The following is a 20,170-nucleotide window of genomic DNA, read 5'->3' as shown; positions in this document are numbered from 1 at the left end:
AGAGCCGAAAAAAGAAATGTGCCGCGTCCGCGCGGGGCGGACGCGGCACAGGAACTGGCTAGAAGCGTGATTTACCAGGTGGCGACTACACCGGCGAGGCCATTGAAGAACGTGTTGAGGTTCTGACCAAAGGCGCCGACACCGACGACGATGATGATTGCGATCAGGCCGACCAGGAGGCCGTACTCCGTGGCGGTTGCGCCCTTTTCGGAGGAGAAGCGGTCCTTGATGCCGGCAATGAAAGCGACCATGTTGACCATGAGCGACGACATTGTGAATCCCCTTACCAGGTGGCGACTACGCCAGCCAGGCCGTTGAAGAACGCGTTGAGGTTCCTGCCGAAGAGGCCGACGCCGACGACGATGATGATTGCGATCAGGCCGACCAAGAGGCCGTACTCCGTGGCGGTTGCGCCCTTTTCGGAGGAGAAGCGGTCCTTGATGCCGGCAATGAAAGCGATCATGTTGACCATGAGAGATGACATTGTAAATCCTTCCCAGATTTTTGGAATTTGATGTCCGAATTCCAAGCCGCCCCCATATTGCTTGCGATTATCCGAGGGCCCCAATGCCTTTGTTTCTCGCTAGCGGTTTGGATTTCGATGACTCAAGAATTGCGGTTTCTGGAAAGGCAAACAATGCGTAGTGGTACTCGACTTTTCCAAGGGCATTTCGAGCGCGAAGAAACGCTTCGTAGGTGGTACTCACTTTCTTGAGCAAGCCTTGCGCGTACTTTGCGCGTACTACTTGTCTTAGTAAGCAGGCTTACTAGTGTGTGTCCGATAAATAAGTTGGGAATGTCTATGGCATCAGCAGGATGACACCAAGCGCCGCACTGACCATTGCGGGGCCATGAGCTACTTCTGATGGCCTATTTGCACGCCTCAGCCGTAACATCAGCACCGTTAGTACACCTCCTACCACGAACCCCAGCAGCCCCCCATAGAACAGTTGCCCCCAGCCCAAGTAGCCCAAGTACAAACCGAGCGGCGCTGCGAGCTTGACGTCCCCCATTCCGATGCCGCCCGGCGAAATTAATCCCAGAATCAGGTAGCCAGCGAACAGGATCACTGCCCCAGCAAGTGCCCGAAGGGCAGATCCCCACCCCGTTCCGCCCAGTGCAGCTGCTCCGAGCAGAATAATGATTCCGGCCGTTAGGAGTGTCACCACAAGTTGGTTCGGCAACAAATGCAGGGCAAAATCAATACGCGCCAACTGCACTCCAAGAATGCACAGAACGATAAATGCGGGCATAAAGGCAGCCAAGCCAAATCGCAGCGCAATAAGTGCTGACAGTGAGCCGGTGAGGATCGACGTCGTAATTCTGATGCCCAAGGAGGGCATCTCCCCAAGGCGCGGCATCCACCGTGAAATGACCCACTCAAGCACGGGGCTGGCCAAGGCGCCGACAAGGCCGGCAACGAGGATGGCAAAGGGGGCTGCCGGGGCTGTTGTCACGGTGTCCTCCTAAGGGACCTGGATCCGTTGCTGGCCTGGGAAGCGGCTGGCACCCCCATTTTGACCCGGACTACCACGGAGAGCTATTCTTTATAGTCGTTGTGCGTGTCCTGTCTCGATGACACATGTCCGCTTGGGGATCCAGTTGCAGGGTCAATACTCAGGCGGCATTTTCGGGAACTCGGGATGACTGGTACATAGAGCCCTCACCTCTGCTCCGGTAGCGCATACCTGATAGGCCCAATGCTCACGACGTAGGGCCTAAAACATGAACCAGAACAAGAACGAGGCAAATACAGTGCGTACGTACACCCCGAAGCCCGGCGATATCGACCGCCAGTGGCACGTCATTGACGCCACCGATGTTGTCCTGGGTCGTCTTGCCAGCCAGACCGCAACACTGCTGCGCGGAAAGCACAAGCCGACCTTTGCTCCCCACATGGACATGGGCGACTTCGTCATCATCATCAACGCCGAGAAGGTTGCCCTGACAGGTGCCAAGCTTGAGCAGAAGCGGGCCTACCGCCACTCCGGCTACCCGGGCGGTCTGACCTCCGTCAACTATGCCGAACTGCTGGAGAAGAACCCGGTTCGCGCCGTTGAGAAGGCCGTCAAGGGCATGCTGCCCAAGAACTCCCTCGCCGCCCAGCAGCTGAGCAAGCTCAAGGTCTACCGTGGCGCCGAGCACCCGCACGCTGCGCAGCAGCCGAAGACTTTCGAAATCACCCAGGTCGCCCAGTAGTCCTGGCCACCAAACAACTTTTTTATCAAGGAGAATCGTGGCTCAGAACGAAGAACTGACCAACGAAGCCTACGAGGCTGAGGAACTGACCAGCTACACCTCTGAAAGCGCACCTGCTGAGGCCGCGCCGAAGAAGGAGCGCCCGGCCCTGACGGTGGCCGGTGCCGCTGTTGGCCGCCGCAAGGAAGCTGTTGCCCGCGTCCGCGTTATCCCGGGCTCCGGCAAGTGGCTCATCAACGGCCGTGAGCTGGCAAACTACTTCCCGAACAAGCTGCACCAGCAGGAAGTCAACGAGCCGTTCAAGATCCTGGACCTCGAAGGCGCCTACGACGTCATCGCCCGGATCCACGGTGGTGGCCCCTCCGGTCAGGCTGGTGCGCTGCGCCTCGGAATCGCCCGTTCGCTGAACGAGATCGACGTTGAGAACAACCGCCCGACCCTGAAGAAGGCTGGCTTCCTGACTCGTGACGCCCGCGTCATCGAACGTAAGAAGGCCGGTCTCAAGAAGGCACGTCGCGCCCCGCAGTACTCCAAGCGCTAAGTCTTTCGCCCCGGGGATTGTCACCAAGGCCCGCTCCACCGACTGGTGGAGCGGGCCTTGTGCTGTCTGCGCCCAGGGTTTCTGGTGCTAGAGCGCCCGACGGAGGTTGTAGACGGTTGTGCCCCCCAGCGTTTCGCTCTCAAATCGATCCTTGACCCAACGGGAGATGGTCTGCACCGTCGTGGCCTCTTGGACGGCAGACAAGAAGTCGTCCTGCCAAACGAAGTAGCAGACCCTGCCTTCCGCTACGAGTTGCTGGAATCGCTCCAGAGTGGGCGATGGGTCCTTCCCTGCGAATCCACCGAGCGGCATGACGGGGCGATCCGTCGCTAACTGCAGCTTGGCCGCGGTCTGGGATGCATACGTTGCAGCAGCCCACGTACAGGCCTCCGGAGCGTGTTTGATCTTTTCCTCAAGTTCTGGGGACGGATCTCTTCCCATCGCGATGTCGTGGGCCCAGGGCGGGCGGTTTTCCTTGACCTGGGCAAGGAAGTGGCTGATGCCGCTTTCGTTGACCGAGAGACGGCCCGACAGGGGATTAGAGCCTGTCTGGGGCACTCCTGTGCTGTAGATCGATGTGGCTAGGGGGCCAATGATGAGAACGGTTGCGAGTAAACCGCCAGCAATTTGAGGCACTCGCCGGTGTGGTGCTGGAAAGAACAGTGCCACGCACGCAGTAGTGCCGGCGATGAAGATGCCAACGGGCAGCCATTGAGGCCATCCAACTGTTGCATTAAGCAACAGCCAGGAAGTCGTGATCCCCAGAAAGGCGATGACGCTCGACAGCATGCGATAGCGTGCCGAACCCCTGGTCGTGATGATGAACTGCGCCCCCAAGCCAATCGTCAAAGCTAGGGGAGGGCCCAAGGCGGCCGTGTAGTACGTATGGATCTGCTGGCCCATGAAGCTCAAAACGAGGAAGACAATAATGAGCCACAGCGTTGATACCAGGATGGTCGCCTGAAGGCCCTTAGCTTCGCCCAGACGCTTACGGGCCACGAGGAGCACCACGGCTGCAAAAATGCCTGCGACCAGTAACCAACTGGCCTCTTGCCCATAGTTTGCGTTGAGGAGGCGCAGCACGCCGGCGTCTGTGGCGACCGGGCGGAATTGGGCGGGGATGAGGCTGGCCGTCGGATCTTCATTGCCGGTGATTCTGTCCAGGCCGTTGTAGCCCATCGTCAGCTGGAGGACGCTATTAGTGGACGAACCCCCGACGAATGGCCGTGAGGAGGCCGGCAACAGGTCAACGATGAGCATCCAAGCCGTTCCGAAGACTACCGTCGTCAGGGCTGCGATTGCCAGTGCGCCCAACCGCCTGAGCATGGGCAGTTGGCTGTAAAGGAGGAACGCTAACGCCAGAACGGGTAGGTTCATGAGCCCTTGCAATTGCTTTGTCATGAAGGCCAGGCCCAGCAATGCACCGGCCAGTGCGATCGTTCTGGTCCGCCCAGACTCCAGAGCCGTAATGACGAGGTAAGCCGCCGCTGACATGAGAAACAGCATGAGCGGATCAGGGTTGTTATACCTGGACATGAGCGCCACGATCGGAGTGGTGAAGAAGACCACTGCCCCCACTACCGAGGCGATCATGCCGCAGTGGCGTCTCAGGATCAGGTAGATGAAAAGGGTCGTCCCGACGCCGAGTAGGGCTTGCGGAATGACTATGCTGGCCGGCGAGAAACCGAAAAGCCGGACCGATAGTCCCATGAGCCACAGGCTAAGCGGTGGTTTATCGACTGTGATCGAGTTGCCCCAGTCCGAAGAACCGAAGAAGAACGATTCCCAGTCCTTTGTGCCGGACTGAACCGCTGCGGAGTAGAAGGAGTTCGCCCAGCCGTTGATCCCTAAATTCCACAGGTTGAGGGTCAGGTTCGCGCCCAGAAGCGCCGCCAGCGCCATCCATTCCTGGATGGATCGGCGCGGTTGCTTCCGGGCATCCTCTGGTTTGGTTGTCGACAGCTTGCGCTGTAGGCCGATCAGGCCGTCTGCAGCCCCAACCGACTGAACCTGTTCCAGGCTGCTCACCGGGACGAACCGCTCATCGTTGCCAGTTTGGGCACGGGCCGTGCTGAAGCTTTGTCTACTCGGAAGACCCACACCCGCAGAAGTGCAAAGCGCATCAATGTTGCAACAACGTTGGCGATGGTGAGCGTCAGGAGCTCGAGGCTCGGTGAAACATCGGCTGTCACGGCATGGAGGATGCCAAGAGATGCCGCAGTGAGGCTCCATGCCAGGGTGAAGACAACGAGTCCCTGGAACTGCTGGGTCCACAGTCTCTGCGGTCCTCGAATGCCGAAGGTAAATCGTCGGTTGGCTGCCGTGTTTCCGATCGCAGTCAGAAGCAGCGCCGCAAAATTGGCTTGCTGTGCACCCATCGGACCTTGGAGCAGAAGGTAGAGAACCGCGAATGCGAGCGTTGATACCGCCCCGACCACGCCGAACCGCACGACCTGACCGAAGAAGCTGGGCCTGGCGGGGCCGCCGATTGGCCCTCTGCCCAATTCCGCATAAATAGCTTGAAGGGGGATTGTGCCTTTGAGCATGGCACCAGCGACCCGGATAAGGCCACGGATGTCATCCAGGGCCGTCTGCTTGATGTCCACCCTGCTGTCCGGATCATCGATCCAGTCGACTGGGATCTCATGTATGCGCAGGCCCGCGCGCTCAGCCAGAATCAGTAGCTCGGTGTCAAAGAACCAGCGATTGTCTTCAACGAAGGGCAATAGACGCTGGGCCACTTCTCGGCGGACTGCCTTGAATCCACACTGCGCATCCGAGAAGCGGACCTGAAGTGTCCTCTTGAGCAACAGGTTGTAGCAGCGGGAGATGAACTCCCGCTTGGGGCCTCGGACAACCCGGGAAGTCTGCCCTAGCCGAGTTCCGATGCTGATGTCCGAGTGGCCCGAAAGCAACGGTGCTACCAGCGGCGGAAGTGCCGCAAGGTCCGTTGAAAGGTCCACGTCGAGGTAGGCGACCACCTTTGCTTCGGATGCAAGCCAAGCGTCGCGCAGTGCGTATCCACGGCCCTTAACGTCTAGCCGGCGATAATTAACATCGGGAATTTCTTCGGCAAGACGCTCGCCTATGAGCGCCGTATTATCTGTGCTGGCATTGTCTGCGATGGTCACTCGCCACGTAAACAAAATTTCCTGCGACAGGTAATCAACCAGTCTTTTTATACTCTTTTCGAGAATGGCCTCTTCGTTGAAAACTGGAACAACAATTTCGAGCGCCAAGCCCCCATAGCATGGTGTCATGCGGAAATGCTACTCGGGCGCGCTGGACTTGGATACGCAATTTTGTATCAAGATGCGCAAGGTTAGATCAACAGAAAGATTTGGGGAACATGTGTGCCGGGAAATGGCCCGGAAAGGTAAGGGCGCACATTGACGGTCGTCCTGAGGGAGACGGCGTTGGCGTGCAGTCCATGCGGCAGCGCAACATTGAGCCCCTTGGGCGGGAAGCACATCGCGTCGACTAAGCTTGGACGCGATGTCTAGATTATTTGGAACCGATGGCGTGCGAGGTCTCGCGAACGGCGTGCTGACTGCGGAGCTCGCCCTACAGCTCGCCCAGGCCGCCGCCGTCGTACTTGGCCATGACCGCACCCCCGACGGAAAGCGACCCCGGGCCGTCGTGGCCAGGGACCCCCGGGCCAGCGGCGAGTTCATAGCCGCCGCCGTTGAGGCTGGCCTCTCCAGCTCCGGCATCGACGTTTATGACGCTGGCGTACTGCCGACCCCAGCGGCCGCGTATCTGGTGGCAGACCTCAAGGCAGACTTCGGGGTAATGATTTCTGCCTCGCACAATCCAGCTCCGGATAACGGCATCAAGTTCTTCGCCCGAGGTGGCCACAAACTTCCTGATGAGGTTGAAGACGCCATCGAGCACCAGCTCACCTTAGAGCCTTCTCGCCCCACAGGCGGTGACGTGGGCCGCATCCAGCGCTTCTCCGACGCGGAAGACCGGTACATTGTCCACTTGTTGGGTACCCTCCCGAACCGCTTGGAAGGCCTCAAAGTGGTGCTGGACTGCGCGCACGGTGCTGCCAGCGGCTGCTCGCCGCAGGTTTTCAAGGACGCCGGCGCCCAGGTCTACGTGATTGGCGCCGAACCGGACGGCCTGAACATCAATGACGGTGTTGGGTCAACCCACCTTGACGAACTCAAGGAGGCTGTTGTGGCGAAGGGCGCGGACCTTGGTATCGCCCACGACGGCGACGCCGACCGCTGCCTGGCTGTGGACCATGAGGGTAACGAGGTGGACGGCGACCAAATCATGGCGATCCTGGCCCTCGCGCTCAAGGAGTCCGGCGGACTCAAGGACGACGTCCTGGTTGCCACAGTCATGAGCAACCTTGGCCTCAAGATCGCTCTTCGAAAAGCTGGCATCAGCATTCGCCAGACAGCGGTCGGTGACCGCTACGTACTTGAGGAAATGCGCGACGGCGGCTACAGCTTGGGGGGCGAGCAGTCCGGACACGTGATCTTCTCGGACTTCGCCACTACGGGCGACGGTGTCCTGACCGGGCTCCAGATCGCAGCGCAGGTGGCCCGCACCGGCAAGACCCTGAAGGAGCTGGCAACGTGCATGACCAAGCTCCCGCAGGTCATGATCAACGTGAAGGGCGTCGACAAGACGAGGGCTGCCACTGATCAAGGCGTGGCCTCCGCCGTCGCCGCTGCCGAGTCTGAGCTGGGGGATACAGGCCGCGTACTGCTACGTCCCTCCGGCACCGAGCCCTTGGTCCGGGTCATGGTGGAAGCCGCGGACATGGCGACCGCCCAGCGTATCTGTGAAGAATTAGCCGCGGTGGTGAAGAACCGTCTGGCAATACCGGCGGAACTTACCGTCTAGCCGACGCTATCCAGTGCGACTACTGCTGGCTCACCTTGGTGGGCCGGCAGTTTTATTTACGGGGAGGGAATCCCGGATCTCGAGTCCAGGCCGCCCACGATTTAATGGGGCGAATTCTCCGCAGCGGATTCGCTCGGTGGGAAGGTTTTGGGATTTCTTGATCAAATCTTTAGGGATAATTGATCAAAATTTGCGATGAAACTAGCTCTGCCTTGAGGTCCTCGTGAGAAATTCGTGACCTTGGACGCATTGTTATGGGGGTGCGCCCATTATGTTTAATGTCTCGTCGTCCGGAATTTTCGAGGAAGAATTACCTGTGGCGGTCGACGAATTATCCAATCAATTCCGCGGCGGCTCGCTTGCCGTGATGCTGTAGTCGTCCATTTGCCCATTCTCAATCCCGTGAGTCATTGCAGGACGAGGCGGCGGCCATACTCGGCCCTCAGCCTTGTCAGTTTTCGTTCTTCCAGAGTGTGCGCAGGAGCGCTCCAACGGCGAGGCATTGGACGATCGATGCAAGCCACAACGGCCAAAGGTATCGGTTGTTGGAGAAATACAGGTAATAGACGGTAAGTCCGGTCGCCGCAAACGCCAACGGAACGATGAACAGCTTCTTGTGTGTTATGAGAAGCAGGGACATGACTTCGGCGGCAAAGAAATAGCGATCGTGCATCTGGGGAAGCAACAGTGGGCAAACAGCCAGCACCGCCACTGTGAAGAGGACACGCCGTTCAGCTGAATCTGGTCCTCGCCAGTATGCGTAGGCCGTCAACAAAAGCACAGCACCGCAGAGCACCATCGCCGGAATCCTGCTCTCGGACGCGGATGCACCGGGAAACCAGGTGTAGATATTGGCAGCGCCGGCCACCAAGCTGTCTTCTTGGGTGTGGGTTTGGTTGATGTAGACGCTCAATGTACTGCCAAGCGACCGACCGAAAAATACTGGGGGAATGCTGAGCATCGCCCATAAACCAGCGGCCTGGAGGGGCAGCACGAGGCTGTAACGATTCCGCACGGAAATGAACACCAAGGCTGGCAGGAAAAAAACTGCCTGCAGCTTAAACGAAACTGCAACGGCCCACCATAGCCATGAACCGCGGGCGTCATCCTTCAGCACGCTCTTTAGAGACAGCAGTAGGAACGACGTGTAGATGGAATCGCATTGACCCCACATGCTTGCGTTGAGTAGCACGGTTGGGAGGAAAAGTGCCAGCAGGGCTGCCACTGCAGGAACCAGCTTGGCAGGCCGGAGTTGCCGGACAACAACTCCCACCGATAGCGCGAGCAGACAGTCCCCGACCAGGGAAACAAGCTTAATCGCGAACAGCGGTTCCAAGGGCAGTAAGCTCCCGAGGAACATCAAAAATAGGTAAGGAAAGTTGTAGTTGGAGAATTCCCCACCTAAGGCAGCGGCACCGTCTTCCCGAAATTCCGACATCCAAGGCAGCAGGAACGCCGTTGAATCTTCGCTGACATATGGAACCAGAGCGAGTCGGGCTCCTAGCGCTATGGCGCCAAAGACGCAGATAACGTAAACAGGGATCCGCTGCCCGGGCGGGACAACGTAGGCTCGCTTCATGCTTGTGGATTCCCCCATTGCGCAATCATTCGGTGATTGTCGAAGCCGTGTCAATGACCTGCGCCGCTGCTCCTTGCGGAGATCTTCAGCCGCGGGTTGAGATGCCGTCGCACCGGGTTCCACGCCACAGCCATGGCTTGATCAATTCTTTCGAATGAGATTCGCAAATCTTGATCCAAAGCGCGTGATATTCCTGCCCCCGCGGCGATTACCTTGATGTGGACCGACGTCCATGATTCTTCGGGGGCTCCCATCATTGGAGGATTTCATGTCGTTCATTACCGCGTTCGTCACCGGCAAAGTGGTGGCTGGGCTGGTTGCGGGCGGAACACTCGCTGCCGGTGGCACTGTGGCCGCCGCGTATACGGGTAACCTTCCAGCACCATTGCAGCAGGCGGCCCATGACGTAATTGGGGCGCCGGCTGCGGCCGCACCCTCTAAGGCACACCAGGACAAATCCGGAGACAGTGGCCCCGGGGACACCAAGGACAGCCAGGGCGAGGCGAAACCCACCGAAACACCTAGACCGCACCCCAGCGGCCACCCAACGGGGCCTGATGCCACGGGTCCGGCTGCGTTCGGTCTTTGCACGGCCTTCCTAAATGGCGGTTTGGACTCGGCGTCAACTGCTTACAAATCTCTCGCTGCTGCGGCTGCTGCAAAGGGAAGCCAGGACGTCACCGCGTACTGCAAGACGGTACCGGGGCCGGGCAAGTCGGGTCAGGCGAAGTCTGACAACCAGAGCAGGCCGGATGATGCCAAGTCCGGGAGCCGGGGAAAGTCGGAAGAACACAAGAAGGACGACAATTCGGAAGACTCCGAGTCACCTGACGCTACGCCGAAGGCAACGCCTCCCGGACAATCCAATCGCGGGCTTTCGCACAAACCTGCCGAGCCTGAGGCATCCTAAAGGGTCGACTGCAATGTTGGGGGCTGGGGGAGAAGAACCGAACAGGCATCTTGTGGCGTCAAGCTACACCGATGATGCGTCCTTCTTCACTGATGTCTACCGGACCTTTGCTCCCTCAGTTGCGGGCTACCTCAGGGCATCCGGCGTGGCCGATCCGGAGGGCGTCACTAACGACGTTTTCCTCGCACTGTTTCCCCGATTGAAAGGCGTCCACGGTGGAGAGCAAGGTCTGCGAACGTTGATCTTCTCCATAGCGCATGCCCGCTCAGTGGACCATCACCGCCGACGACGCAGAAGTCCCTCAGTGGTCGAATACGATTCCGAGAGGGACAAGCGACTGACTTCCTCGGCCGAGGATGAGGCCCTTGAGGGCAGCCCGGACGGCAACGCCCTGGCGATGTTGGATGGCCTCAGCGACGACCATCGGGAAGTCTTGCGGCTGCGAATCATCGCGGAACTGACAGTTAACCAAGTGGCTGAAATTATGCAAAAGACACCGGGCGCCATTACCCAGCTTCAGCACAGGGCGATGAAAAGTCTCCGGGAACTTTATAGGTCGGCAAATGGGGTGACGACTTGATTCAAACTCCTCACGACGAAAAAATCGTTGACCAATTCCTTTTCGAATCAGGGGTCGAAGACGCTTCCGAATTGAAGCCCCTTCTGCTCGAATTGCGGTCCTTCGTGGGCAGTGAACCTGTTGCGCCTTCGGCGGAACTGGCTGAGCTGCTGGGCGCTCCCTCACCACACTCCGCCTCACCATCCGCTGCCTCACCATCGGCTGCCTCACCATCCCAGGCACGGACGAGGCAGGGTCTGCCAACAGGTCTGGAGGCCAGACGACGCATTAAACGGCGAGCCAGTCTGACCGCCGTCGCCGTCGCAGCGTCCATGGGCATCGGAACTGCCGCCGTGGCCGCCACCGATCCCGTGTTCCGCCAACAGGCGGCAGAAACCATCGCCACGGTCATCGACACAGTAACTCACGGCAATTCCGGACGAGAGGGCCAAGGCAAGAGTCCGGGCTCCACTAAAACGCCAGCGCACAACGGGGACCATCCGAACCAAGGAGACCAAGGAAACCGGATGGAGCAGGAAACTGCGAAGGACGACCACGGCAAGGGCACGTCAGGCACCAGCGAAGGAGTCTCCAGCGAAAAGAGCCTAAGCCCGGCGAGCCTAAGCCCGGCGAGCCTAAGCCCGGCGAGCCCAAGCCCGGCAACCCCAAACCCGGCGAGCCAAAACCCGGCGAGCCCAGCCCCCGCGAGCCAAGGCCAGGCCAACCAAGGGCAAACAGGCAAGGTCCAAGGCACCGACCGCCGAAGCCCAGACAACTAGAACCGGCTTGCCGAGCTACAAGTACCCAGGCGCCACCCCCGTCCCGAAGTACTCCTCCAAAGTGGCAATTCCGCGGGCACGCATGTCCGTGGCCGCCTCCACACCCACGTACCGCAGGTGCCACGGTTCGTAGAAGTAGCCCGTTGTTTCGTGCAGCATCCATGGGTAACGCACCACGAACCCGAACTCATGCGCGTGCTCCCGCACCCAAACAGCGGCGGGCTGGTCGGCGAAGCACGGTTCAAAGCTGCAGGCTCCGCCCGCGTCGGCTATATCGAAGGCCCACCCCGTCTGGTGCTCGGAGTATCCCGGACGGGCCGACGCCGTGTCCGCGGATTCCGTTCCACGTGTAGCCGCATAACTGTTGTAGGTGGCCGTCTGGGTGGCATAGGAGCGATAACCGCTCGCCAGAGCCATTGGTGCGCCGGCCGCGCTGGCTGCTGCGAACAGGCGTTCCGCTGCTGCGGCTGTTGTGCGGTTGAGCAGCGCGGCCTCACCGCTTACGGCTAGCGGCACTGCCGGCCGAACCAAGTCACCCGGAACGAACTGGGCCGGTGTGATTGGACGGCGCTTGTTCACCACGACCCAAGGGCTCGCGGGATCGTCCAGCGAATGCTGCACGGGCAGGGTGCGGAACGGCGCCCCGGCAGCTGGCCCACCAGCCGCGGCGGCCTGCAACTGGGGATCCATGGGAGCAGCTTGAGCAGCCGACGACGGAGCCTCCGATGCCGAAGCGGCGGCAGCCGCCGTCGTGGTTTCCGAAGCAGACGCGGATGGTGAGCCGGTAGCGGACGTAACAGGCGCCGTCGGAGTTGGGGAGCCGCAGCTGGCCAACAGGGCGGCGGCAAGAACAGCGACGGAGAACCGGGACCCCCCAAACCGCGCCGCGGAACGCACGGGCGCTACACCTTCCGCAGGAGCATGCGGCGGATGGAATGGTCGGCATCCTTGCTGAGCACCAACTGCGCACGGCCGCGTGTGGGCAGCACGTTTTCCTCGAGGTTGGGTTCGTTGATGCGTTTCCAGATACCGCGCGCAGTGGACTCGGCCTCTTCGTCGGACAGCGTCGCGTACCGGTGGAAGTATGACTCCGGCTGGGCGAAGGCCGTGCTGCGGAGCTTGAAGAAGCGTTCCACGTACCACTGCTCAATGTACGAGGTCTTCGCATCCACATAGATGGAGAAGTCAAAGAAGTCGCTCAGCGCCAGGCCTTGCCGCCCATCGTGGCGTGGTCGGGCGGGCGCCAAGACGTTCAGGCCCTCCACAATGAGTACATCGGGGCGGCGGACTACTACTTCCTTGCCCGGGACGATGTCGTAGGTGACGTGCGAATACCAAGGCGCCCGGACCTCCTCGGCCCCGCCCTTGATCTCGCTCACGAACCGCAGCAGCGCACGCCGATCGTAGGACTCGGGGAAGCCCTTCCGTTCCAGCAGGTGGCGCCGCTTGAGTTCAGCCAAGGGGTACAGGAAGCCGTCGGTAGTGACCAACTCCACATTCGGCGTACCGGGCCAGCGACGAAGCATCTCCCTCAGCACACGCGCAATGGTGGACTTCCCGACGGCGACAGAACCGGCCACGCCAATCACAAACGGCGTGCGCTGGGTAGCTTCGCCGAGGAAGGTGGTTGTAGCGGCATGAAGTTGATGAGAAGCCTCGACATAGAGGTGGAGAAGCCGGGAGAGCGGAAGGTAGACCTCGCGGACTTCCTTCATATCCAGGGGGTCTCCGAGGCCCCGCAGCCGGATGATGTCCTCCTCGTTGAGGGGCTGTTCCATCTGGGCCGCGAGCCTGGACCACGTCTGGCGGTCCAGTTCCACGAACGGGGAAACGCCTTCTCCGTTCGCGTCATTGCGTTGCACAGTCACGCCTTCGATTCTGCCCCTCGGGCTATCAGATCATGAAATACGCCGAAAGTGGGCGGCGTTAAAGATGCAACTAACGGCCGTTACTGATGCAACTAACGGCCGTTAACTTTCAGCTCATTGCCAGCCCCCGGTCCGCCTCACGCAAGCGAAACGGATAGGCTTGTACCCATGTGTGGAATCGTTGGGTATGTAGGCAATGCGTCGGGCCGGGCTAACGCCACCCATGGCGCGCTGGACGTAGTGCTTGAGGGATTGCGCCGGCTTGAGTACCGCGGATATGACTCCGCAGGCGTGGCTGTGGTGGCGGAAGGCAGCATTTCGTCCCGCAAGAAGTCCGGCAAACTGAGCAATCTTCTTGACGAACTCGAGGAACACCCGCTGCCCGGATCCCTGACCGGGATCGGCCACACCCGCTGGGCCACCCACGGCGGACCCACTGACCGCAACGCGCACCCGCACCTGGCTGACGGGGGCAAACTGGCGGTCATCCACAACGGCATCATTGAGAACTTCGCTGAACTGAAGCAGGAACTCCTCGCCAAGGGCGTGGAGTTCGCGTCCGAGACGGACACGGAGGTTGCCGCAGCCCTTTTGGGCGACATCTTCCGGAACAAGCTCAAGGGCGGGGCCGACGGCGGGCTCACCAAAGCCATGCAACTTGCCTGCCAGCGGCTTGAGGGCGCCTTTACCCTCCTGGCCGTCCACGCGGACCAGCCCGACGTCGTCGTGGCCGCCCGCCGCAACTCGCCCCTCGTGGTGGGCCTCGGCGAAGGCGAGAACTTCCTGGGCTCGGATGTTTCCGGGTTCATCGACTACACGCGCAAGGCCGTGGAACTGGGCCAGGACCAGATCGTCACCATCACCTCTGACAGCGTGGACATCACGGACTTCTTTGGCGCACCCGCGGTGGGCAAGGAATACACGGTGGACTGGGACCCCGCCTCGGCTGAAAAGGGCGGCTACGCGTCCTTCATGGAGAAGGAAATCCATGACCAGCCCGACGCCGTCGCCCAAACCCTCCTGGGCCGTTCCGATGCCAGGGGCCACCTGATTCTGGATGAGCTTCGCATTGACCCCCAGCTGCTGAAGCAGGTGGACAAGATCATCGTGCTTGCCTGTGGAACCGCAGCCTACGCCGGCCTGGTGGCCAAGTACGCCATTGAGAACTGGTGCCGCATACCCACCGAAGTGGAGCTAGCCCACGAGTTCCGCTACCGGGACCCAATCGTGAACTCCAAGACCTTGGTGGTTTCCATCAGCCAGTCCGGTGAAACGATGGACACGCTGATGGCCGTCCGCTACGCCCGCGAGCAGGGCGCGCTGACCGTCTCCATCTGCAACACCAACGGCTCCACCATCCCTCGTGAGTCCGACGCCGTGCTCTACACGCACGCGGGCCCCGAGATCGCGGTGGCCTCCACCAAGGCCTTCCTGGCCCAGATCACCGCGGCTTACCTGTTCGGCCTGTACCTGGCTCAGCTGCGCGGCAACATCTTCACCGGTCAGATCAAGGACGTTCTCGCGGACCTGAACAAGATCCCGGCCAAGATCCAGAAGATCCTGGACTCCTCCACGGAGCTTCGCGAGCTGGCCCGGAGCATGAAGGATGAGAAGTCCGTGCTGTTCCTGGGCCGTCACGTGGGCTACCCGGTGGCCTTGGAAGGTGCGCTCAAGCTCAAGGAAATCGCCTACATCCACGCCGAAGGCTTCGCCGCCGGGGAACTCAAGCACGGCCCCATCGCCCTGATCGAAGAGGGCCAGCCGGTGTTCGTCGTCGTTCCGTCCCCCCGCGGCCGCGACTCCCTGCACTCCAAGGTGGTCAGCAACATCCAGGAAATCCGTGCCCGCGGAGCCCGCACCCTGGTCATTGCCGAGGAAGGCGACGAGGCAGTCCGGGACTACGCTGAGCACGTCTTCTACGTGCCGGAGACGCCCACGCTGCTGATGCCGCTGCTCACAACGGTTCCGCTGCAGTTGTTCGCGCTGGAGCTGGCCTCCGGAAAGGGCTACGACGTGGACCAGCCTCGCAACCTCGCCAAGAGCGTCACCGTAGAATAGCCGCATGATCGTAGGCATTGGCGTAGACGTTGTAGACATCGAGCGGTTTGGCCGGCAGTTGGAACGTACACCGGGCCTGCGGGACCGGCTTTTTGTGCCGGCCGAGCGGGAGCTGAACACTCGTTCATTGGCCGCCCGCTTCGCCGCGAAGGAAGCCGTAGCCAAGGTGCTTGGCGCCCCGGCGGGCATGAACTGGCAGGACTGCTGGATCGGTCTGGACGAGAAGGGGCCTACCATCCAGGTCACTGGGACCGTCCTTGCGGTCGCGGAAGCCAAGGGCGTCCTGCGCTGGCACCTGTCGATGAGCCACGACGGCGGCATCGCCACGGCCATGGTCCTCGCCGAGGGCTGACGGACAGACGCGCGGCAAGCCACAATGATCAGCGCCTTCACCGGTCAACAAGTTCGGGCAGCGGAAGCACCGCTGCTCGACGCCGGTGAGGGCGCTGTTCTTATGCAACGCGCCGCCCACGGCCTGGCCAACGCCATAGCCAGCGAACTGAAAGACAGGGGACGGCGCCTTTATGGTGCCAGCCTCACCGTGCTGGTCGGCAAGGGCAACAACGGTGGCGACGGCCTTTGGGCCGCCGCCAAACTAGCCCGTCGCGGGATGCGTACGACGGCGATCCTCACCGCGGGCAACGCGCACACCGAAGGCCTGGCCGCCTTTGAGCGGAATGGTGGGCGGGTGGAGCACCTTGGTACGGACAACTACGAGGAACTCGCTGTTCTGGCCGCGGGAGATGACGTAGTCATTGACGCCATCTTGGGAACAGGTGCAACAGGGGGCCTGCGTGGGCCTGCCGCCGAGTTCATCGCCTGCCTCGCAGAGCTTCGTCCGGCATTGGTGGTGGCCTGTGATGTGCCCAGCGGCGTGGACGCGGACACCGGTGAATCCCACTGGCCCGTCCTTGACGCTGACCTCACGGTGACTTTCGGAGGCGCGAAGGCAGGGCTGATGGCGGATCCGGGGGAAGGGCACTCGGGCTGCGTGCGAGTCGTCCCCATCGGCATCGAGGACATGTTGCCAACCCCCTCATTGCGCCGCCTGGACATGAGCGACCTCGCGGCCCTCCTCCCGGATCCGGATCGCCGCTCGCATAAGTACACGAGGGGCGTCCTAGGCGTCGCAGCAGGATCGGAACGCTACCCGGGAGCTGCCGTCCTGTGCGTCCACGCCGCGGCGCTGACCGGCGTCGGAATGGTTCGGTACCGGGGTTCCTCGCTGGTCTCCCGGCAGGTTATCGGACGGACTCCGGAAGCTGTCTGGGAACCCGGGGAGCCCGGGCGCGTTCAGGCCTGGCTGGTCGGCCCAGGCATCGACGGGCGAGAACAGGTGGACCGGGCCGCAGATTCTTTGTCCACTGCGCGCGACGCCGGAGTTCCCGTCGTCGTCGACGCCGGAGGCTTCCAGCTCCTGGAGGGATCATGTCCCGACAACTGGGTCCTCACCCCACACGCGGGCGAGCTTGCCACGCTCCTGGGCAGGTACGGCACCCAGGTGGGCCGCGACGACGTCGAGGCCCGTCCGCTGCACTACGTCCGCTTGGGCGCCGAACTCACCGGCGCCACCGTGCTGCTCAAAGGCGCCACCACGCTGGTGGCTTCGCCGTCGGGGGTGCTGTTCAGCCAGTCCGACGGCGTCCCATGGATGGCGACGGCGGGCAGCGGGGACACACTGTCCGGCATCACCGGCGCACTGCTCGCTCAGCTGGCCGAATCGGCCGCTTCGGCCGACGGTCCGTTCGCCCGTCGCGGAATTCCCGACGACGGGCGATGGGCTTCGATTGCGGCCCTCGCCGCCGCAATTCACGGCAGGGCTGGGGCCTTGGCCTCAGGCGGCGGCCCCCTGACTGCGTCAGCCATCGCGGACGCAGTTCCGGCAGTGTTGCGGACTGTGGCGGAGTCCCGCGCTAAGCCAGGAAACTCGCGCAAACGGGTTCGCCGGAGGTGAGGTAACAAACCCGGCTGCCGTTTATATGTCGTTACTAGTGGGTAGTCTTGCTGCCAAAGCTATCCATCGCCCAAGAGGAGAACACATGGACGTTTGGCCTGGATCTGCATACCCCCTGGGAGCCACCTTTGACGGTACGGGTACCAACTTCGCGATCTTCAGCGAGCGGGCCGAAAGGGTGGAGCTTTGCCTCTTCGACGACGACTACAAGGAGACCCGCTACGACGTCACTGAAGCTGACGGCTACGTGTGGCACTGTTACATTCCACAAGCCCAACCCGGGCAGAAGTACGGCTATCGAGTCCACGGCCCCTACGATCCCGCCCACGGCCAGCGCTTCAACGCCAACAAGCTTCTCCTGGATCCCTATGCCAAAGCCATTCACCGTCAGATCGACTGGGATCCTGCGCTGTTTTCCTACAACATGGGAGACCCGGACTCCCGTAATGACGCTGACTCAGCCCCGCACATGATGCTGGGCGTGGTCATCAACCCTTTCTTCGACTGGGCCGGGGACTCGCAGCTGAAAGTGCCGTACCACAAATCGGTCATCTACGAAGCCCATGTCAAGGGCTTGACCAAGCTTCATCCGGAGGTCCCCGAAGACCAGCGCGGCACCTATGCCGGCGTCGCCCATCCAGCGGTCATTAGCCACTTGCAGAAGCTGGGTGTCACCGCCATCGAACTTATGCCAGTCCACCAGTTCACCAACGATGGCATCCTGCAGGACAAGGGCCTGAACAACTACTGGGGCTACAACACCATCGGCTTCTTCGCGCCACACAACAGTTACAGCTCCAAGGGAGACACCGGCCAGCAGGTCCAGGACTTCAAGGCCATGGTCCGGACGCTGCACCGCGCCGGCATCGAGGTTATCCTCGACGTCGTCTACAACCACACGGCCGAGGGTAACCACCTCGGACCCACCCTGTCCTTCAAAGGCATCGACAACTCCGCGTACTACCGGCTGGTAGAGGGCGACCAGCGTTACTACATGGACTACACCGGCACGGGGAACTCGCTCAACGTGCGCAGCCCGCACTCACTCCAGCTGCTGATGGACTCGCTGCGGTACTGGGTCACCGAGATGCATGTGGACGGCTTCCGCTTCGACCTCGCATCCACGCTGGCCCGCGAGTTTTACGACGTGGACAAACTGTCGTCCTTCTTCGAACTCATCCAGCAGGACCCGGTGGTGTCCCAAGTGAAGCTCATCGCCGAACCGTGGGACGTCGGACCCGGTGGCTACCAGGTGGGCAACTTCCCGCCGCAATGGACGGAATGGAACGGCAAGTACCGTGACGAGGTACGCGACTTCTGGCGCGGCGAGCCGTCCACGCTTGGTGAATTCGCTTCGCGGCTCACCGGTTCCTCGGACCTCTACGAACATTCGGGGCGCCGCCCTGTGGCTTCCATCAACTTCGTCACGGCGCACGACGGCTTCACCCTCGCTGACCTGGTCTCCTACAACGAGAAGCACAACCAGGCCAATGGGGAAAACAACAACGACGGCGAGTCCCACAACCGCTCCTGGAACTGCGGTGTGGAGGGTCCAACCGACGATCCCAAGGTGCTGGCCCTGCGGGCCCGCCAGCAGCGCAACTTCATCGCCACACTGCTGCTCTCCCAAGGTGTTCCCATGCTCCTGCACGGCGACGAGCTTGGCCGCACGCAGAGGGGCAACAACAACGGCTACTGTCAGGACTCGGAACTGACCTGGATCAACTGGGACAGTGTTGACCAACCGCTCATTGAGTTCACTGCTGCGGTCACCGCCCTGCGGGCCAAGCACCCCACTTTCCGGCGCAGCCGCTTTTTTGACGGCCGCCCGGCGCTTCGAGGCGAGGGCCAGCCACTGCCGGACATCGTGTGGCTGGACGTCGACGGCACCACCATGACGCCGTCGGACTGGGACAGCGGCTTTGGCCGCTCTGTTGGGGTGTTCCTCAACGGTGACGGCATCAGGGCGCGGGACGAACAGGGCAGACGGATCACTGACGTGAATTTCCTCCTGTACTTCAATGCCCACGACGGCGACGTCGGCTTCAAGGTGCCATCGGACGAATATGCCAAAGCCTGGGACATCATCATCGATTCAGCCGGGGGCGGCGCGGACACGGATCCCGTTGCCGCTGGAGGCACTCTCAATGTCGGTGCGAAGTCGATGGTGGTACTCCGGGCACACACGAAAACCGAGGCGGAGCCGGACCACTCCGTGGCAGCATCCCTTGCGGCCCTCACCCAGACCACGACGCCGGAAACTGCGGCTTTGACCGCCCCCGCGGCCCCCGCAGGACAGCGGGCTGCCGGTGTAGCACCGGCCCGTGCGGTGCCGGCGCGTGAAGCGGCTGCTGAGGAGGAGGTTGCCGGTGAAGCCGCTACCGTCGAGGTACCGGCCGAACCTGAGGTTCCCGCGGAGGTACCGGCCGAGCCGGAGGTTCCAGCGGAGCCGGAGGTTCCGGCCGAGCCGGAGGGTGCCGTTGAGCCTGAGGTTCCGGCCGAGCCGGAGGGTGTCGTTGAGCCGGAGGTTCCGGCCGAGCCGGAGGGTGTCGTTGAGCCGGAGGTTCCGGCCGAGCCGGAGGGTGTCGTTGAGCCGGAGGGTGCCGCTCAGCCGGAGGGTGTCGTTGAGCCTGAGGTTCCTGCGGAGCCGGAGGGTGCCGTTGAGCCTGAACCTGCAGCCGCGGCACCACTGGCTGAACCACCCACACCAGCAGAGGTGGGCGCTCCAACTGAGGCAGAGGCACCCGTAGAGCCCCAGGCAGCGCCCGAAGAGACCCCTGCTGAACCCGAGCCTGCGGCTCAACCCGAGGCACCTGCCGAGCCTGCGGCTCAACCCGAGGCACCTGCCGAGCCTGCGGCTCAA

At 61.7% G+C, this 20,170-nt stretch carries 17 protein-coding genes and 1 pseudogene; 10 read left to right on the top strand and 8 right to left on the bottom strand.

Annotation, left to right across the window (positions count from 1 at the left end; translation table 11 throughout):
- Nucleotides 1–71 precede the first annotated feature (71 nt).
- The 3 genes from LD110_RS20165 to LD110_RS20155 form a co-directional block, all read right to left on the bottom strand.
- On the bottom strand, nt 72–272 hold the full coding sequence (locus LD110_RS20165) for a Flp family type IVb pilin (protein WP_225501565.1): 201 nt from the start codon (nt 270–272) through the stop codon (nt 72–74).
- A gap of 11 nt (nt 273–283) precedes the next feature.
- Nucleotides 284–484, bottom strand: coding sequence for a Flp family type IVb pilin (locus LD110_RS20160; protein WP_225501562.1), 201 nt, complete (start codon nt 482–484; stop codon nt 284–286).
- Between the two features lie 316 nt (nt 485–800).
- The gene (locus LD110_RS20155) at nt 801–1,457 is read right to left on the bottom strand and encodes a prepilin peptidase (RefSeq protein ID WP_225501560.1); all 657 of its coding nucleotides are present in this window, start codon (nt 1,455–1,457) and stop codon (nt 801–803) included.
- A gap of 298 nt (nt 1,458–1,755) precedes the next feature.
- Between LD110_RS20155 and rplM the strand changes: the two genes are divergently transcribed.
- Nucleotides 1,756–2,199 carry a 50S ribosomal protein L13 gene (gene rplM, locus LD110_RS20150; RefSeq protein ID WP_225501647.1) on the top strand — a complete coding sequence of 148 codons (444 nt, stop codon included), beginning with the start codon at nt 1,756–1,758 and terminating at the stop codon, nt 2,197–2,199.
- A gap of 37 nt (nt 2,200–2,236) precedes the next feature.
- Nucleotides 2,237–2,740 carry a 30S ribosomal protein S9 gene (rpsI, locus tag LD110_RS20145; protein WP_225501558.1) on the top strand — a complete coding sequence of 168 codons (504 nt, stop codon included), beginning with the start codon at nt 2,237–2,239 and terminating at the stop codon, nt 2,738–2,740.
- An 87-nt stretch (nt 2,741–2,827) separates the two neighbouring features.
- Here the strand turns inward: rpsI and LD110_RS20140 are convergent, their stop codons facing one another.
- Both LD110_RS20140 and LD110_RS20135 read right to left on the bottom strand, forming a co-directional pair.
- Nucleotides 2,828–4,768 (bottom strand): glycosyltransferase family 39 protein, encoded by a 1,941-nt coding sequence (locus LD110_RS20140; protein WP_225501556.1) that lies wholly within the window; start codon nt 4,766–4,768, stop codon nt 2,828–2,830.
- Nucleotides 4,765–6,000, bottom strand: a complete 1,236-nt coding sequence (locus tag LD110_RS20135) for a bifunctional glycosyltransferase family 2/GtrA family protein (RefSeq protein ID WP_225501555.1) — start codon at nt 5,998–6,000, stop codon at nt 4,765–4,767. Before LD110_RS20135 ends, LD110_RS20140 begins: the two co-directional genes overlap by 4 nt.
- Before the next feature lie 235 nt (nt 6,001–6,235).
- Between LD110_RS20135 and glmM the strand changes: the two genes are divergently transcribed.
- Complete coding sequence (gene glmM / locus LD110_RS20130) at nt 6,236–7,600, top strand: phosphoglucosamine mutase (RefSeq protein ID WP_225501553.1); 1,365 nt, start codon at nt 6,236–6,238, stop codon at nt 7,598–7,600.
- Nucleotides 7,601–8,051: 451 nt separating this feature from the next.
- Here glmM and LD110_RS20125 read toward each other — a convergent pair whose 3' ends face one another.
- Nucleotides 8,052–9,038, bottom strand: coding sequence for a hypothetical protein (locus tag LD110_RS20125; protein ID WP_225501551.1), 987 nt, complete (start codon nt 9,036–9,038; stop codon nt 8,052–8,054).
- 409 nt (nt 9,039–9,447) lie between these two features.
- Here LD110_RS20125 and LD110_RS20120 point away from each other — a divergent pair, with 409 nt between their 5' ends.
- Genes LD110_RS20120 through LD110_RS20110 form a run of 3 tightly spaced genes read left to right on the top strand, consistent with a single transcriptional unit; the run spans nt 9,448 to nt 11,427 of the window.
- Nucleotides 9,448–10,089: a hypothetical protein gene (locus LD110_RS20120; protein ID WP_225501549.1), complete on the top strand. Its 642-nt coding sequence runs from the start codon at nt 9,448–9,450 to the stop codon at nt 10,087–10,089.
- 52 nt (nt 10,090–10,141) lie between these two features.
- On the top strand, nt 10,142–10,669 hold the full coding sequence (locus LD110_RS20115) for an RNA polymerase sigma factor (RefSeq protein ID WP_225501547.1): 528 nt from the start codon (nt 10,142–10,144) through the stop codon (nt 10,667–10,669).
- Complete coding sequence (locus LD110_RS20110) at nt 10,666–11,427, top strand: hypothetical protein (protein WP_225501545.1); 762 nt, start codon at nt 10,666–10,668, stop codon at nt 11,425–11,427. The genes LD110_RS20115 and LD110_RS20110 overlap by 4 nt, the downstream gene beginning before the upstream one ends.
- A 15-nt stretch (nt 11,428–11,442) precedes the next feature.
- Here LD110_RS20110 and LD110_RS20105 read toward each other — a convergent pair whose 3' ends face one another.
- Both LD110_RS20105 and coaA read right to left on the bottom strand, forming a co-directional pair.
- Entirely contained in the window at nt 11,443–12,117 is a 675-nt protein-coding gene (locus tag LD110_RS20105; protein WP_308012464.1) for a M15 family metallopeptidase, read from the bottom strand.
- A 212-nt stretch (nt 12,118–12,329) separates the two neighbouring features.
- Entirely contained in the window at nt 12,330–13,295 is a 966-nt protein-coding gene (gene coaA, locus LD110_RS20100) for a type I pantothenate kinase (RefSeq protein ID WP_225501543.1), read from the bottom strand.
- 168 nt (nt 13,296–13,463) lie between these two features.
- Here coaA and glmS point away from each other — a divergent pair, with 168 nt between their 5' ends.
- The 4 genes and pseudogenes from glmS to glgX form a co-directional block, all read left to right on the top strand.
- Complete coding sequence (glmS, locus tag LD110_RS20095) at nt 13,464–15,353, top strand: glutamine--fructose-6-phosphate transaminase (isomerizing) (protein ID WP_225501541.1); 1,890 nt, start codon at nt 13,464–13,466, stop codon at nt 15,351–15,353.
- Between the two features lie 4 nt (nt 15,354–15,357).
- Nucleotides 15,358–15,705, top strand: a complete 348-nt coding sequence (locus tag LD110_RS20090; protein ID WP_225501539.1) for a holo-ACP synthase — start codon at nt 15,358–15,360, stop codon at nt 15,703–15,705.
- Between the two features lie 24 nt (nt 15,706–15,729).
- Complete coding sequence (locus LD110_RS20085; RefSeq protein WP_225501537.1) at nt 15,730–17,307, top strand: NAD(P)H-hydrate epimerase; 1,578 nt, start codon at nt 15,730–15,732, stop codon at nt 17,305–17,307.
- 85 nt (nt 17,308–17,392) lie between these two features.
- Nucleotides 17,393–19,591: pseudogene (gene glgX / locus LD110_RS20080) on the top strand (glycogen debranching protein GlgX); the annotation flags it as partial.
- Nucleotides 19,592–20,170 lie beyond the last annotated feature (579 nt).

The sequence above is a fragment of the Arthrobacter sp. M4 genome, from assembly GCF_020251205.1.
Taxonomy (GTDB): Bacteria; Actinomycetota; Actinomycetes; order Actinomycetales; family Micrococcaceae; genus Arthrobacter.
Note: the sequence above shows the minus strand (reverse complement) of the source record. Positions and strands in the feature narration are given on the sequence as shown.